The organism is Pseudomonas sp. BAV 4579 (assembly GCF_009765395.1).
Lineage (GTDB): Bacteria > Pseudomonadota > Gammaproteobacteria > Pseudomonadales > Pseudomonadaceae > Chryseomonas > Chryseomonas aestiva.
Genome location: NZ_WHOV01000128.1, coordinates 1 through 14149, shown reverse-complemented (window position 1 = coordinate 14149; position 14149 = coordinate 1). Strand labels below are relative to the sequence as shown.

13 protein-coding genes and 3 tRNA genes are annotated in these 14149 nt (G+C 64.9%); 9 read left to right on the top strand and 7 right to left on the bottom strand.

Annotated elements, in window-relative coordinates:
• Positions 1-248: 248 nt before the first annotated feature.
• The 3 genes from gshA to GSQ95_RS21200 all read right to left on the bottom strand — a co-directional run bounded on the left by gshA (position 249) and on the right by GSQ95_RS21200 (position 4741).
• On the bottom strand, positions 249-1826 hold the full coding sequence (gene gshA, locus GSQ95_RS21210; protein ID WP_158895305.1) for a glutamate--cysteine ligase: 1578 nt from the start codon (positions 1824-1826) through the stop codon (positions 249-251).
• A gap of 210 nt (positions 1827-2036) precedes the next feature.
• Positions 2037-2420: a PaaI family thioesterase gene (locus tag GSQ95_RS21205; RefSeq protein ID WP_052504088.1), complete on the bottom strand. Its 384-nt coding sequence runs from the start codon at positions 2418-2420 to the stop codon at positions 2037-2039.
• A gap of 2 nt (positions 2421-2422) precedes the next feature.
• Complete coding sequence (locus GSQ95_RS21200) at positions 2423-4741, bottom strand: Tex family protein (RefSeq protein WP_158895307.1); 2319 nt, start codon at positions 4739-4741, stop codon at positions 2423-2425.
• A 175-nt stretch (positions 4742-4916) separates the two neighbouring features.
• Here GSQ95_RS21200 and ompR point away from each other — a divergent pair, with 175 nt between their 5' ends.
• Positions 4917-5651, top strand: coding sequence for a two-component system response regulator OmpR (ompR, locus tag GSQ95_RS21195; protein WP_027598251.1), 735 nt, complete (start codon positions 4917-4919; stop codon positions 5649-5651).
• A gap of 41 nt (positions 5652-5692) precedes the next feature.
• Here the strand turns inward: ompR and GSQ95_RS21190 are convergent, their stop codons facing one another.
• Positions 5693-6565 (bottom strand): undecaprenyl-diphosphate phosphatase, encoded by an 873-nt coding sequence (locus GSQ95_RS21190; protein ID WP_158895309.1) that lies wholly within the window; start codon positions 6563-6565, stop codon positions 5693-5695.
• Positions 6566-6702: 137 nt separating this feature from the next.
• On the opposite strand from GSQ95_RS21190, the gene GSQ95_RS21185 reads away from it, so the two are divergent.
• A complete protein-coding gene (locus tag GSQ95_RS21185) occupies positions 6703-8022 on the top strand; it encodes an ATP-binding protein (protein WP_158895311.1) in 1320 nt (439 codons plus the stop codon).
• 70 nt (positions 8023-8092) lie between these two features.
• On the opposite strand, the gene rimK is transcribed toward GSQ95_RS21185, so the two are convergent.
• Genes rimK through GSQ95_RS21170 form a run of 3 tightly spaced genes read right to left on the bottom strand, consistent with a single transcriptional unit; the run spans position 8093 to position 10263 of the window.
• Positions 8093-8998, bottom strand: coding sequence for a 30S ribosomal protein S6--L-glutamate ligase (gene rimK / locus GSQ95_RS21180; protein ID WP_027598254.1), 906 nt, complete (start codon positions 8996-8998; stop codon positions 8093-8095).
• A complete protein-coding gene (locus tag GSQ95_RS21175) occupies positions 8995-9471 on the bottom strand; it encodes an ATP-dependent zinc protease (RefSeq protein WP_027598255.1) in 477 nt (158 codons plus the stop codon). The genes rimK and GSQ95_RS21175 overlap by 4 nt, the downstream gene beginning before the upstream one ends.
• A 15-nt stretch (positions 9472-9486) precedes the next feature.
• A complete protein-coding gene (locus tag GSQ95_RS21170; protein ID WP_158895313.1) occupies positions 9487-10263 on the bottom strand; it encodes an EAL domain-containing protein in 777 nt (258 codons plus the stop codon).
• Positions 10264-10381: 118 nt separating this feature from the next.
• Here GSQ95_RS21170 and GSQ95_RS21165 point away from each other — a divergent pair, with 118 nt between their 5' ends.
• From GSQ95_RS21165 to GSQ95_RS21135, 7 genes are all read left to right on the top strand, one after another.
• The gene (locus GSQ95_RS21165) at positions 10382-10765 is read left to right on the top strand and encodes an RNA-binding S4 domain-containing protein (RefSeq protein WP_133860549.1); all 384 of its coding nucleotides are present in this window, start codon (positions 10382-10384) and stop codon (positions 10763-10765) included.
• A gap of 106 nt (positions 10766-10871) precedes the next feature.
• Positions 10872-11765, top strand: coding sequence for an Hsp33 family molecular chaperone HslO (hslO, locus tag GSQ95_RS21160; protein WP_158895315.1), 894 nt, complete (start codon positions 10872-10874; stop codon positions 11763-11765).
• A gap of 104 nt (positions 11766-11869) precedes the next feature.
• Positions 11870-13411, top strand: coding sequence for a phosphoenolpyruvate carboxykinase (locus GSQ95_RS21155; RefSeq protein ID WP_158895317.1), 1542 nt, complete (start codon positions 11870-11872; stop codon positions 13409-13411).
• A 220-nt stretch (positions 13412-13631) separates the two neighbouring features.
• Positions 13632-13716: transfer RNA gene (locus GSQ95_RS21150), tRNA-Tyr, on the top strand.
• Between the two features lie 23 nt (positions 13717-13739).
• Positions 13740-13813, top strand: a tRNA-Gly gene (locus GSQ95_RS21145).
• A 20-nt stretch (positions 13814-13833) separates the two neighbouring features.
• Positions 13834-13909 (top strand) — tRNA-Thr (locus GSQ95_RS21140).
• An 84-nt stretch (positions 13910-13993) separates the two neighbouring features.
• Positions 13994-14149, top strand: a 156-nt coding sequence (locus tag GSQ95_RS21135) for a GTP-binding protein (protein WP_256664635.1), incomplete at its 3' end; no start/stop codon positions are given.

Here is a 14149-nt window from a genome sequence, read left to right as displayed (position 1 = left end):
ATGGACGGCCCGTGTAGGCCGACCCCGGAACGGCGCTGGCGTGAGCGGACCCGGAGCGCAGCGTAGGGCCGGATGGCCGGGGCAAGCGTTTTTGCTTACTTTTTTCGCGACTGAAAAAAGTGAGTCGCCCGAGGGGGCGAAACAAGAGCCATCAGCAAAGCACGATAATCAGCTAGGGCACCAATAAGCTCTTCGGCACTTGGCACTGCAATGTTGGGCTTCGCTCTCGCTCAACACAACCTACCTGCCTACACCCCGATCGTCGCCAAGATGCTCGCCTGATAGGCCGCCACGAAGGTGTCGAAATCCCCCTGGGGCGCCGCCTCGATCTCCGCCTGTTCCTCCAGCGACTGGCGCGCCATCTGGGCATAGCCCTCGCGCTCGCCTTCGTTCAGCGGATGGCTGGCGAAATAGGCCGCATGGGCCTCGCTCTGGCGCAGGCCGAAGTCGGCGAAGCTCTCGCCGCGCTCGCGCAACTCCTGCAGCACCCGCGCCGAAGGCGTGAGGCGGACGTCGGCGACCTTCTGCCGCTGTACCGCCACCGCCCGTCGATGGGCATCGCCGCCCAGGCTGGCGTCCAGGGTCTCGGCGCAGCGTTCGATCTGGTCGAGCATCTCCGCCGCCCAGTCGATCATGGTCACCGAGGCGCCATGGCGTTGCAGGCGCAGACCGGGCTTGCGGCCTTCACGCACCACGCTGGCGAAGTTGTCGGTGCATTCGCGGCACTCGCCGTTGAGTGGCGGGCTGCCTTCCAGGGCGCAATAGAGCAGGAAGGCGTCGAGGAACAGCGCGGCGGTGGTATCGATGCCCAGCGGCAGGAAGGGATCGATGTCCAGACAGCGCACCTCGATGTACTGCACGCCACGGGCCATCAGCGCCTGCACCGGCCGCTCGCCGCTGCGGGTGACACGCTTCGGGCGGATGGTGGCGTAGTACTCGTTCTCGATCTGCAGGATGTTGGTGTTGAGCTGCACCCACTCGCCGTTCTGGTGGGTACCTATCTCCGCGTAGGGCGGGTAGGGCGTGCCCACCGCGCGTCTCAGGCTCTCGGTGTAGGTGGTCAGGTCGTTGTAGTCCGGCGTCAGGCTGGCCTGGGCATTGCTCTGGTAGCCCAGGTCGCTCATGCGCAGGCTGGTGGCATGGGGCAGGTACAGGGTCCGCTCGTCGAGGGTCTGCAACAGATGTGGCCGGCCACGCAGGAAGCCCGCGTCCAGCGCTGGCGAGGCACCGAGCAGGTACATCAGCAGCCAGCTGTAGCGACGGAAGTTGCGGATCAGGGCGATGTAGCGGGCCGACTGGTAGTCGCGGGCATCGCGGGCGTCGCCCTCCTGCTGGCGCAGGAGTTCCCAGGCCGCTTCCGGCAGCGAGAAGTTGTAGTGGATGCCGGCGATGCACTGCATGGTACGGCTGTAGCGCAGGGCCAGGCCGCGGCGATAGACGTGCTTGAGCCGGCCGATGTTGGAGCTGCCATAGTCGGCGATGGGGATCTCGTCCTCGGCCGGCAGCGCGCAGGGCATGGAACCGCTCCAGAGGCGCTCGCCATCGAGTTCGGCGACCGCGGCGCGGTGCACCCGGTCCAGGGCGTCCAGCACCTCGGGCGTGCGGGTGCCGGTGGGGGTGATGAATTCCAGCAGCGCCTCGGAATAGTCCGTGGTGATCTGCGGGTGGGTCAGGGCCGAGCCCAGCGCCCGGGGATGGGGACGCCGCGACAGCTCGCCACGGGCGTCCACCCGCAGGGTCTCGCGCTCGATGCCGTGCAGGCATTCGGTCAGGAGGGAGGGATCAGCGCCGAGCAGGGCCAGGCGGCGGGACAGGATATCGCTCAAGTTGACTTCCTTTGGCGGTACTCGCCCCGGGCAGGGTAGAAGAAACCGACTGAAATGAGGGTTGCCGGCCAGGGCCGACGCGGGGGCAGCAGTCACTGCTGCGGTCCGGGTTCAAGCCTCAGACCGCAACCCGCTCAGTTGTCTCCCAGCGTAGCTCAGGCAGCGGCAAAGGGCGATATGCGCCGCTTCGCTGCCGCCCGCTCTGGCCGGTCACAAACAGGCGAAGGTCGCCTGCGCCAGGGCGATCAGCTTGTCGCCCTGATGCACCTGGGCTTCCAGCACATGGGTCTTGCGGCCCGGGTGGATCACCCGGGCGCGGCAGACCAGTTCGCCGTCGCTGACGCCACGCACGTAGTTGACCTTGCACTCCAGGGTCACGCTGCCGGCCTGGCCATCGAACAGACTGTGGCTGGCCTGGCCCAGGGCCGTGTCGATCAGCGAGAAGATGGCACCGCCATGGAGCTTGCCGTGCAGGTTGATGAGCCTGTCCTGCACGCTCATGCGCACCTCGGACTCGCCACCCTCGGCCTTGTGGATGGTCATGCCCAGCAGGGTGCTGAAGGCGCTGTCCTTGCCTGCGAGAGATCCGCTCATAGCTATTTCCTCAGTTGCTTGGCATTGGCGAACAGCGACGCCATGGCCTGGTTGGCCGGAGCCGGTTGATTCTGACGCGGTGCGCCCCTGTCGGCGCGGGGCTTGCCACCGTTGCCGCGGGCCTGACCGCCGGGCTTGCCGTCGACCTTCTCGCCGGGGGTGTCGCCCATGCGCATGGACAGGCCCACGCGATTGCGCGGCACGTCCACCTCCATCACCTTGACCTTGACGATGTCGCCCGCCTTGACCACCTCATAGGGGTCCTTGACGAATTTCTCCGACAGCGCACTGATGTGCACCAGGCCGTCCTGGTGCACGCCGATGTCGACGAAGGCGCCAAAGTTGGTGACGTTGGTGATGACGCCCTCCAGCACCATGCCGGGCTTGAGGTCGGAGAGTTTCTCCACGCCGTCCTGGAACACCGCGGTCTTGAATTCCGGGCGGGGGTCGCGACCGGGCTTGTCCAGTTCCTGGAGGATGTCGGTCACGGTCGGCAGGCCGAAGCTCTCGTCGGTGAATTTCTTCGGATCCAGGCGCTTGAGAAAGGCCGAGTCGCCGATCAGCGAGCGGATGTCACGGCCGGTGTCGGCCGCGATGCGCTGCACCAGCGGATAGGTCTCCGGGTGCACCGCCGAGGCATCCAGCGGATTGGCGCCGCTCATGACGCGCAGGAAGCCGGCGGCCTGCTCGAAGGTCTTCTCGCCCAGGCGCGGCACCTTCTTCAGCGCCTCGCGGGTGGCGAAGGCGCCATTGGCGTCGCGGAACTGCACGATGTTCTGCGCCAGGGTCGCGTTGAGACCGGAGATCCGCGCCAGCAGGGCGGCGGAGGCGGTATTCACGTCCACACCCACGGCGTTCACGCAGTCCTCCACCACGGCGTCCAGGCTGCGCGCCAGCTTGAGCTGGGAGACGTCGTGCTGGTACTGGCCGACGCCGATGGACTTGGGCTCGATCTTCACCAGCTCGGCCAGCGGATCCTGCAGGCGGCGGGCGATGGACACGGCGCCACGCAGGGAGACGTCCAGGTCGGGGAATTCCCGGGCGGCGAGTTCCGATGCCGAGTACACCGAGGCGCCGGCTTCGCTGACCATCACCTTGGTCAGGCCCAGGCCCGGGTACTTGCTGATCAGCTCGCCGGCCAGCTTGTCGCTCTCGCGGCTGGCGGTGCCGTTGCCGATGGCGATCAGGTCCACGCCATGCTTGGTGCAGAGCACGCCGAGGGTGGCCAGGGTCTGGTCCCACTGATTGCGCGGCGCATGGGGATAGACCGTGTCGGTGGCCAGCAGCTTGCCGGTGGCATCCACCACGGCGACCTTGCAGCCGGTGCGCAGACCCGGGTCCAGCGCCAGGGTGGTGCGCGGTCCGGCCGGCGCGGCGAGCAGCAGGTCGTGCAGGTTGCGGGCGAAGACCGCGATGGCCTCTTCCTCGGCCTTTTCGCGCAACTCGCCGAGCAGGTCGGTTTCCAGGGAGGTATAGAGCTTGACCTTCCAGGTCCAGCGCACCACCTCGGCCAGCCATTTGTCCGCGGCGCGACCCTGGTTCTTCAGGCCGAAGTGCCCGGCGATCAGGCCTTCGCAGGGATGGGCGATGCCCGGGCCTTCTTCGCCAAGCTTGAGCGCAGCGCTGAGGATGCCCTCGTTGCGGCCGCGGAAGATCGCCAGAGCGCGATGCGACGGCACCGCCTTGAAGGACTCGTCATGCTCGAAGTAGTCGCTGAACTTGGCGCCTTCGGTCTCCTTGCCGGGCGCCAGGCGCGCGCTGAGGATGGCGTCCTGCTGCAGGACGCCGCGCAGTCGCGCCAGCAGGTTGGCGTCCTCGGCGAAGCGTTCCATGAGGATGTACTTGGCGCCTTCCAGGGCAGCCTTGGTGTCCGCCACGCCCTTGTCCGCATCGACATAGGCGGCCGCCTCGGTCTCCGGGGTCAGGGTCGGATCCTGCAGCAGGGCGTCGGCCAGCGGGCCGAGGCCGGCTTCCAGGGCGATCTGGCCCTTGGTGCGGCGCTTCTGCTTGTAGGGCAGGTAGAGGTCTTCCAGGCGCGTCTTGGTGTCGGCCAGATTGATCTCGCGGGCCAGTTCAGGGGTCAGCTTGCCCTGCTCCTCGATGGAGGCCAGCACCGCTCCGCGGCGCTCTTCCAGCTCGCGCAGATAGCGCAGCCGCTCTTCGAGATGACGCAGCTGGGTGTCGTCCAGGCTGCCGGTGACTTCCTTGCGATAACGGGCGATGAAGGGCACGGTCGACCCTTCGTCGAGCAGGGCCACGGCGGCGGCGACCTGTTGCGGGCGGGCGCCGAGCTCTTCGGCGATGCGGCTATTGATATCCATCGGGCTACCTGGCTTGCACGAGAAAAAGCGGGCCGCAGTATACCCGAGCCCGCCGGAGCCCTGCCTCCCATGCCGGCACCGCCACCCCAGCGCGGGCAAAATCTGCTAACAATGGCCCAATGCCGCGGTCGGATGGCCTACGGCATAATCCAGTGCTAGATCACAAGGAGATATTATGAGCACCCCCGTTGCCCCGGAAGGTGAAAAGATCCTGGTCGTCGACGACGACGCCCGGCTGCGCCGCCTCTTGGAGCGTTTTCTGGCCGAACAGGGTTATCGCGTACGCACGGTCGAAAGTGCCGAACAGATGGACCGCCTGCTGGCCCGCGAGGTCTTCAACCTGGTCGTGCTGGACCTGATGATGCCCGGCGAAGACGGCCTGTCCGCCTGTGGCCGACTGCGCGAGAGCGGCAACCGCATCCCCATCATCATGCTGACCGCCAAGGGCGACGAAGGCAGCCGCATCCAGGGTCTCGACCAGGGCGCCGACGATTACCTGGCCAAACCCTTCAACCCGCTGGAGCTGGTAGCCCGGATCAAGGCCGTGCTGCGCCGTCAGGCCCCGGTGGTACCCGGCGCTCCCGCCGGTACCGACGAGGTGGTGACCTTTGGCGATTACGCCCTGCACCTGGCCACCCGCGAACTCAAGCGCGGCGAAGAGACCCACATGCTCACCACCGGCGAATTCGCGGTGCTCAAGGCACTGGTCGACCACGCCCGCGAGCCGCTGACCCGCGACAAGCTGATGAATCTGGCCCGCGGTCGCGAATGGGATGCCCTGGAGCGCTCCATCGACGTGCAGATCTCGCGCCTGCGCCGGATGATCGAACCCGATCCGTCCAAGCCGCGCTATATCCAGACCGTCTGGGGCGTGGGCTACGTCTTCGTGCCGGACGGCGCCGGCAAGTAAGGCGGGTAGCCGGGGCATCGCGCCCCGGCTAGGGGGGTGGCTCAGGCGAACAGGCCTTGATGCACACCCACCAGTAGAAAGATCCCCAGCAGCGCGCGATAGATGATGAAGGGCCAGGTCGAAAAGCGTTCCAGAAAGCGCATCAGGCCCCAGATCGCGGCAAAGGCCGACAGGCTCGCCACCAGCAACCCCACCAGCAGCAGCGACCAGGCTTCGGCCGGGATGTGCGCGTGCCAGAGCACCACCAGCTCCTTGAGTCCGGCCAGGGCGATGGCCGGCAGGCCGAGCAGGAAGGAAAAGCGCGCGGCTTCCTCGCGACGCAGATTGAGGAACATGGCGGCGGTCAGGGTCGAACCGGAACGGGACACGCCCGGAATCAATGCGCCCACTTGGGCGATCCCCACGATCAGCGCATCGCGCAGGCGCATCTGCGAGATGTCCCTGTTGTGTCGGCAGATCCGTTCCGCCAGCGCCAGCAGGGCGGCCATGGCCAGGCAGGCGTAGCCGATGACGCTGAGGCCGCGCAGCGGCGAGTCGCAGGCATTGAGCAGGGGCGCCAGCAGGAGACCGGCGATGCAGATGGGAATGGTCGCCAGGACGATCATCATCGCCAGCAGGAAATCCGGGCTGTCGAAGTCACGCTGGCGCACCGCGGCGAGGCTGCCACGCGTCACGCCGCTGACATCGCGCCAGAAATAGCTGATCACCGCGGCCAGCGCCGCCATCTGCATGGCGGCGGAAAAGGCCGAGCCGGGATCGCGCCAGCCGAGCAGGGCGGGAACCACCCGCATGTGCGCCGTGGACGAAATGGGAAGCAGCTCGGTGATACCCTGCACCACGCCAAGAAAGGCGATCTGCGCGTAGCTGAGCGAGGCGAAGCCGATGTCCAGGCCGGTCTGGCAGATGTCGGACACGAGAGAACTCCAGGTTGAAGGGAAGAAATGGACGAGCAAATGTATCCGAATATGTCCGCGTCGGGTTGCCTATCTGGACCCTGCAACCCCAGAGGTTGTGATGGCTTTCGCGCCGTTTTGCGCGGAAATCCTGGCCGATGAAGGCGCCCGGCTGGTTTCCCCAGAGTTTCTTCGCCCGCTCGCTGTGGATGGTCCTGCTCGCGGTGCTGTTTTCCAAGGCGCTGACCCTGGTCTATCTGCTGCTCAATGAGGACGTTCTGGTCGATCGTCAGTACAGCCACGGCGCGGCCCTGACCCTCCGGGCCTACTGGGCCACCCCGGAAACCGAGCGGCCGCGCATCGCCCAGGCCGCCGGCCTGCGCTACGAATCACCCGAGACAGTGCCGGCCGGGGAATACCACTGGCCCTACAGCGAGATCTTCGAGCGCCAGATGAAGCAGGAGCTGGGCGAGGAGACCGAGGTGCGGGTGCGGGTCCAGCATGGTCCGGCCATGTGGGTCCTGGCGCCCTCCCTGGGGCCGGACTGGATCAAGATCCCGCTCATGGCCCATCCCTTGCGAGGGCAGCACATCTGGAGCGTGCTGGGCTGGTTTTTCGCCATCGGCCTGCTGTCCACCGGCGCCGCTTGGGTCTTCGTCCGGCAACTCAACCAACCGCTGCGCCGCATGGTGAACGCGGCGCGCGAGCTGGGCAAGGGCCGCAGCGTGCGCCTGCCGGAGACCGATGCCCCGAGCGAGATCCAGGATGTCTACCATGCCTTCAACCAGATGGCCGAGGACGTCGAGCAGGCCGGCCGCGAGCGCGAGCTGATGCTGGCCGGGGTCTCCCATGACCTGCGCACGCCCCTGACCCGGCTGCGCCTGGCAGTGGAGCTGATGCCACCGGCCGAGCGCGAAGAGGCCGAGGACATGATCCGCGACATCGAGGACATGAACGCCATCCTCGACCAGTTCCTCGCCTTCGTCCGCGACGGTCGCGACGAGCCGCAGGAGCTCACCAATATCAACGAGCTGGCCCGCCAGGTGGTGGCGCCCTACAACCAGGAGGAGGAGCGGGTACGGCTGATGCTGGACGTCCTGCCACCCTTGCCGGTGCGGCGCATCTCCTTCAAGCGGCTGCTGACCAACCTGGTGGAAAACGCCCTGCGCCATGGCGGCGGTGGCGGGATCGAGGTGGTCGGGCAGGTGGCGGGCTCCGCCACGGCGCCCTATGTCGCCCTGAGCGTGATGGATCGCGGTCCCGGCATCGACCCCAAGGACCTGCAGGACATCTTCAATCCCTTCACCCGCGGCAATCGTGCCCGCACCGTCAGCGGTTCCGGGCTGGGCCTGGCGATCGTCAAGCGCATCGCCGCGCAGCACGGCGGCAGCGCCGAACTGCGCAATCGCGAAGGTGGCGGGGTGGAAGCCCGGGTACTGTTGCCCCTGGGCCTGCTGCTGCCGCGCAGCGCCAGCTGACAAGGGACCTTATCGCGGCGTAGATTGGGCTGAGCGCTGGCGAAGCCCAACACCCCGCGCCCAGACTCCTTCAGCCCTTGCCCTTGGTCCGCGTCAGTCCCGGCTCGGCGTTCTTTTCCAGGTATTCGATGATGATCCCGGCCACGTCCTTGCCGGTGGTCTGCTCGATGCCTTCCAGGCCGGGCGAGGAATTGACCTCCATCACCAGCGGGCCGTGGTTGGATCTGAGGATGTCCACCCCGGCCACGCTCAGACCCATGGCCCGGGCCGCACGCAGGGCGGTCATGCGTTCCTCGGGGGTGATCTTGATCAGGCTGGCGGTGCCGCCGCGATGCAGATTCGAACGAAACTCCCCCGGCGCCGCCTGGCGCTTCATCGCGGCGATCACCTTGTCGCCGACCACGAAGCAGCGGATGTCCGCGCCACCCGCCTCGCGAATGTATTCCTGCACCATGATGTTCTGCTTGAGCCCCATGAAGGCCTCGATCACCGATTCGGCCGCCTTCTCGGTCTCGCACAGCACCACCCCGATACCCTGGGTGCCTTCCAGCACCTTGATCACCAGGGGGGCACCGTTGACCATCTGGATCAGGTCCGGCACGTCGTCCGGCGAATGGGCGAAGCCGGTCACCGGCAGGCCGATGCCCTTGCGCGAGAGCAGCTGCAGGGAGCGCAGCTTGTCGCGCGAGCGGCTGATGGCCACGCTCTCGTTGAGCGGAAAGACGCCCTGCATCTCGAATTGGCGCAGCACCGCGCAGCCATAGAAGGTCACCGAGGCACCGATGCGCGGGATGACCGCATCGAAGCCTTCCAGCGGTTTGCCGCGGTAATGGATCTGCGGCTTGTGGCTGGCGATGTTCATGTACGCGCGCAGGGTGTCGACCACGACCACCTCATGGCCGCGGCTGACGCCGGCTTCGACCAGACGCCGGGTGGAATACAGATTGGGATTACGCGAGAGGACGGCGATTTTCATGGGGCACCGGAAGCCGGAGTAAGGGACAACTGGGGTTTGTCTTGCGCATAGGAGACGGCCGGATTCACCAGCAGGCCACCATCAATCAATGCCTTAGAGCCGAGCAGCATGCGATAGCGCATGCTCTTGCGGCAGGCCAGGGTGAATTCCACCGGCCACTGGCACTCGCCCAGGGCCAGCAGGGTACGGATGACATAACGCGTCTGGGCGATGCCGTTGGAGCTGCGAATGGTCTTCTTCGCCACCAGAGGGGCTTCGCAATGGCGATGACGGGACTGAACCAGCGTCCCCAGGTGCACGGTGAACCTGACCCAGCGCTCCTTGCCGCGCATGAACGGCTGGACTTCCGTCGCATGCAACGCCGAAGTACTGGCACCGGTGTCGATCTTGGCTCTCAGGCCCACCACGCCCAGGTCGGGCAGGGCCACCCATTCACTCAGGCCGATAATGACCGGTTCGGCGGAATTGCTCATCGCTGCTCCTTGAAATCAGTGGCCTCCGCCTAAATGTTGCGGATCAATGAGCTGCTTGAAGGCTGGTTTGGCGAACAGATACCCCTGCATCAGCTCGATGCCGAGGTCACGCAGGCAATCGCGTTCGGCCACGGTCTCCACCCCTTCGGCGATCACCTGGGTACCCAGTTCGCGGCACATGACGATCAGGTTGCGCACGATGGTCCGCCGCACCTGGTCCCGGTCGATGTGGCGGATGAGCGCCATGTCGAGCTTGACCAGGTCCGGCTGGAACTCGGCTAGCAGCGTCAGGCCCGAATGACCGGCGCCGAAGTCGTCGATGGCGGTCTTGAAGCCGAATTGCTGATACTCGCGCAGGATGTGCGTCAGGTGGTCACTTGCGACGTGTTCGGTTTCCACTGTCTCGAAGATCAGCCGCTCCAGCGGAAAGCCATGCTCGCGCGCGGCGGCCAGCGTACTGCGAATGCACAGTTCCGGGCGGTAGACGGCGTTGGGCAGGAAGTTGATCGACAGGCTCTCCTGCATGCCCAGGGCCGCCGCGGTGGCGATGGCTTTAGTGCGGCAAAGCTGGTCGAAGCGATAGCGGTTGCTGTCGGTCACCTGGTTGAGCACCGACAGCGCGCCTTCGCCGCCTGGTCCGCGCACCAGCGCTTCCCGGGCGAAGACCGCGCCTTGGCCCAGGTCCACGATGGGCTGATAGGCGAAATCGAAGTCGAAGCCCAGGGGTTCCGACTGCTGGCATCCCGTGCAGCGGGTCTGGCCAGTCAGATCGGAAGGAAATAATGTGGTCATGGCTCTCCAGAGGCGCGCTTGCAGCGTCGGTCCGATGGTTTAGAGTTCTTGAGAAGAGTCTAAGACCCAACAGGGGGCTTTTTATTCGATGTATGCAGTAGATCACACTGAAGAACGGATGCGCCTCGATAAATGGCTATGGGCCGCGCGTTTTTTCAAGACCCGCGCGCTGGCCAAGGCGGCCCTGGAAGGCGGCAAGATCCAGTGCCGTGGCGAGCGCTGCAAGCCGAGCAAGGAGCCGCGCATCGGTGATGTTCTCACCATCCGTCAGGGCTATGACGAAAAGACGGTGGTGATCGTCGCCCTGTCGCAGAACCGCCGGGGTGCGCCCGAAGCCCAGCAGCTCTACACCGAGACGCCGGAAAGCCTCAAGGCGCGCGAGCAGGCCGCGGCCGCCCGCAAGGCCGGCAACCTCGGCGTGCAGACCGATGGCCGTCCCACCAAGAAGCAGCGGCGCCAGATCCACCAGTTCCGCGAGTACGTCCATCCGTTCGACGACTGAGTTCGTCACGGCTCGCCGGAACCTCTCAATGGCCAGGTCCGCTCGCCGGTTCTGGCGTGCGCCGTGAACGCCACGCTCGCGGCCTCCTTCCTTATATAGGTAGTTCATGACTTCCCACGATTTCACCCAACGTTTCTTGTTCGACGAAACCGATGTCCGCGGCGAACTGGCCACCCTGGATCGCAGCTATGTCGAGGTCCTCGCCAAGCATGCCTATCCGGAGCCCGTGGCCCAGCTGCTGGGCGAGCTGCTCGCGGCGGCGGCGCTGCTGTGTGGAACCCTCAAGTTCGAAGGGCTGCTGGTGCTGCAGGCGCGCTCCAGCGGTCCCATCCCGCTGCTCATGGTCGAGTGCTCCAGTGAGCGCGAGGTGCGCGGCATCGCACGCTACGAAGAGGCCGATATCACCGCGTCCGCCTCCTTGAGCGAGCTCATGCCCGATGGCGTCCTGGCCCTCACCATCGACCCGCGCCATGGTCAGCGCTACCAGGGTATCGTTCCGCTGGAAGGCGCGAATCTGGCTGAGTGCCTGTCCGGCTATTTCGCCACCTCCGAGCAGCTGCCCACCCGTTTCTGGCTGAACGCCGATGGCCGTCGCGCCCGCGGCCTGCTGCTCCAGCAATTGCCGCCGTCGCGGATCAAGGATGCCCAGGCCCGCCAGGATAGCTGGGAGCATGTGGTCACCCTGGCCGATACCCTCACGGCCGAAGAGCTGCTGGGTCTCGACAACGAAGTGATCCTGCACCGCCTGTTCCACGAGGAAAAGGTCCGCCTGTTCGACGAGCAGCCGGTGGCCTTCAGCTGCAGCTGCTCCCGTGACCGCGCGGCCAATGCCCTGATCAGCATGGGCCAGCCGGACGTCGAGAGTCTGCTCGACGAACAGGACGGACAAATTCGGGTCGATTGTCAGTTTTGCAATGAACAGCAGGTATTCGACGCTGCCGATATCGCGCAGATTTTTGCGGGCGGCGGCACGCAAACCCCGGGAAATACCCGGCACTAGCCGTTGCAAAAGCCCGAAGGCTTTCTGGCATAATCCCGCAACGTGTAGTTCTGCCGTGTAAGAGCTACAAGCATGAGGAGCGGCCCAGGGCCATGGGGAACGAAATGACGAAAGCCAACGTGTATACCGATATCAGCGTCGCGCAGTTAGTGGAAGAGTCCCTGCGACGTGGCGAAGGAGAGCTGGCCGCCAATGGCTCGCTGGTCGTCAAGACGGGGCATCGCACGGGGCGTTCGCCGGTAGATCGCTTTATCGTCGAGGAAGCCTCCACGCGCGATGCCATTCACTGGGGGCCGATCAACCGTGCTTTCCCGGAGGAGAAGTTCGCACCGCTGTGGGAACGCGTGAGCGCCTACCTGGACGAGCGTGATCAATTCGTCTCCCATGTCCATGTAGGCGCTGATGTAGAGCACTACCTGCCCGTCGTCATGCGTACCGAGACCGCCTGGCACAACCTGTTCGGCCGCTGCCTGTTCATCAATCCGGCCGAATACAATCCCCAGTCCAAGCCGGCCTGGGAGATCATCAACGCGCCCGAGTTCGTCTGTGAGCCCGCGCGTGACGGCACCAACTCCGACGGTACCGTCATCATCAACTTCGCGGCCCGCAAGGTGCTGATCGCCGGTATGCGCTACGCCGGCGAGATGAAGAAGGCCATGTTCTCGGTGCAGAACTTCCTGCTGCCGGAAAAGGACGTGCTGCCGATGCATTGCGCGGCCAACGTGGGCGAGGAGGGTGACGTCACCCTGTTCTTCGGTCTGTCCGGTACCGGCAAGACCACCCTGTCCGCCGACCAGAGCCGCTACCTGATCGGTGATGACGAGCACGGTTGGGGCGTGGGCACCGTCTTCAACATGGAAGGTGGTTGCTACGCCAAGTGCATCGACCTGTCCGAGAAGAACGAGCCGGTCATCTGGAAGGCCATCCAGTTCGGCGCCGTCCTGGAAAACGTGGTCCTGGATCCCCAGACCCGTCACCCTGACTATGCCAACGACAGCCTGACCCAGAACAGCCGGGCGGCCTATCCGCGCGAACTGATCGACAAGCGCGCCGAGCACAACCTGGGTGGCGAGCCCAACGCAGTCATCTTCCTGACCTGCGACCTCACCGGTGTCCTGCCCCCGGTATCCATCCTTAATAATGAGCAGGCGGCCTACCACTTCCTGTCCGGCTACACCGCCCTGGTCGGCTCGACCGAGATGGGTTCCGGTCCCGGCATCAAGTCGACCTTCTCCACCTGCTTCGGCGCACCCTTCTTCCCGCGTCCGGCGGCTGAATACGCCGATCTGCTGATCAAGCGCATCCAGGGCTTCGGCTCCAAGGTGTACCTGGTCAACACCGGCTGGACCGGTGGCGGTTACGGCGTCGGCAAGCGCTTCAACATCCCGACTACCCGTGCGGTCATTGCAGCTATTCAGAGCGGTGCCCTCATCGGTACCGAGACGCGCCACGTCCCGGTCATCAATCTCGACGTCCCGGTTGCCGTTCCCGGCGTGGACAGCGTCCTGCTCAATCCCCGCGACACCTGGCAGGATGGTGCTGCCTATGATGCGGCGGCGCGCGAGCTGGCTGGCAAGTTCGTCGAGAACTTCAAGAAGTTCTCCGGCGTATCCGAAAGCATCCTGGCTGCCGGTCCCCAGCTGTAAGCAGGGCTGGTTGTCTGCAAACAAAGGCCGCCGCTAGGGCGGCCTTTGTTTTTTAAGCTTTTTTTACGCCCTGGGGTTGCATGGTCCGCTGCGATTGCATAAACTGCGCCCGCTTTCGCTGATAACGCTAGCGAGCGAGGCGAAAGCATTGATTGTTAAGGAGATTTTAAAAAGATCCTTGACAAGAGGAGGGCAGATGAAGAAAATGCCGCCTCACTTTGGAGGGGTTCCCGAGTGGCCAAAGGGATCAGACTGTAAATCTGACGTCGCAGACTTCGAAGGTTCGAATCCTTCCCCCTCCACCAGATTGCTAGAGCGCTTAGGCTCTGCGGGTATAGTTCAGTGGTAGAACCTCAGCCTTCCAAGCTGATGATGCGGGTTCGATTCCCGCTACCCGCTCCAGTTTGACTGGCAAATGTTTCGCTCATGTAGCTCAGTTGGTAGAGCACACCCTTGGTAAGGGTGAGGTCAGCGGTTCAAATCCGCTCATGAGCTCCATCTTAAAAAGGCAGATATGCAAATATCTGCCTTTGTTTTAATGGCGGCATTGCTTTGCTCAATTCGTGAAGGGAGAGAGTGTCGATGGCTAAAGAAAAGTTTGAACGTAACAAGCCGCACCTGAACGTGGGCACCATCGGTCACGTCGACCATGGCAAGACCACTCTGACCGCTGCGCTGACCAAGGTCTGTGCCGACACCTGGGGCGGTTCCGCTCGTGGTTTCGACCAGATCGACAAC

Coding starts and splice junctions, on each gene's coding strand:
- hslO (WP_158895315.1), top strand. CDS start 10,872: ATGACTTCCCACGATTTCACCCAACGTTTCTTGTTCGACGAAACCGAT.
- GSQ95_RS21185 (WP_158895311.1), top strand. CDS start 6,703: ATGAAGGCGCCCGGCTGGTTTCCCCAGAGTTTCTTCGCCCGCTCGCTG.
- GSQ95_RS21170 (WP_158895313.1), bottom strand. CDS start 10,263: ATGACCACATTATTTCCTTCCGATCTGACTGGCCAGACCCGCTGCACG.
- GSQ95_RS21205 (WP_052504088.1), bottom strand. CDS start 2,420: ATGAGCGGATCTCTCGCAGGCAAGGACAGCGCCTTCAGCACCCTGCTG.
- rimK (WP_027598254.1), bottom strand. CDS start 8,998: ATGAAAATCGCCGTCCTCTCGCGTAATCCCAATCTGTATTCCACCCGG.
- GSQ95_RS21155 (WP_158895317.1), top strand. CDS start 11,870: ATGACGAAAGCCAACGTGTATACCGATATCAGCGTCGCGCAGTTAGTG.
- ompR (WP_027598251.1), top strand. CDS start 4,917: ATGAGCACCCCCGTTGCCCCGGAAGGTGAAAAGATCCTGGTCGTCGAC.
- GSQ95_RS21200 (WP_158895307.1), bottom strand. CDS start 4,741: ATGGATATCAATAGCCGCATCGCCGAAGAGCTCGGCGCCCGCCCGCAA.
- GSQ95_RS21175 (WP_027598255.1), bottom strand. CDS start 9,471: ATGAGCAATTCCGCCGAACCGGTCATTATCGGCCTGAGTGAATGGGTG.
- GSQ95_RS21165 (WP_133860549.1), top strand. CDS start 10,382: ATGCGCCTCGATAAATGGCTATGGGCCGCGCGTTTTTTCAAGACCCGC.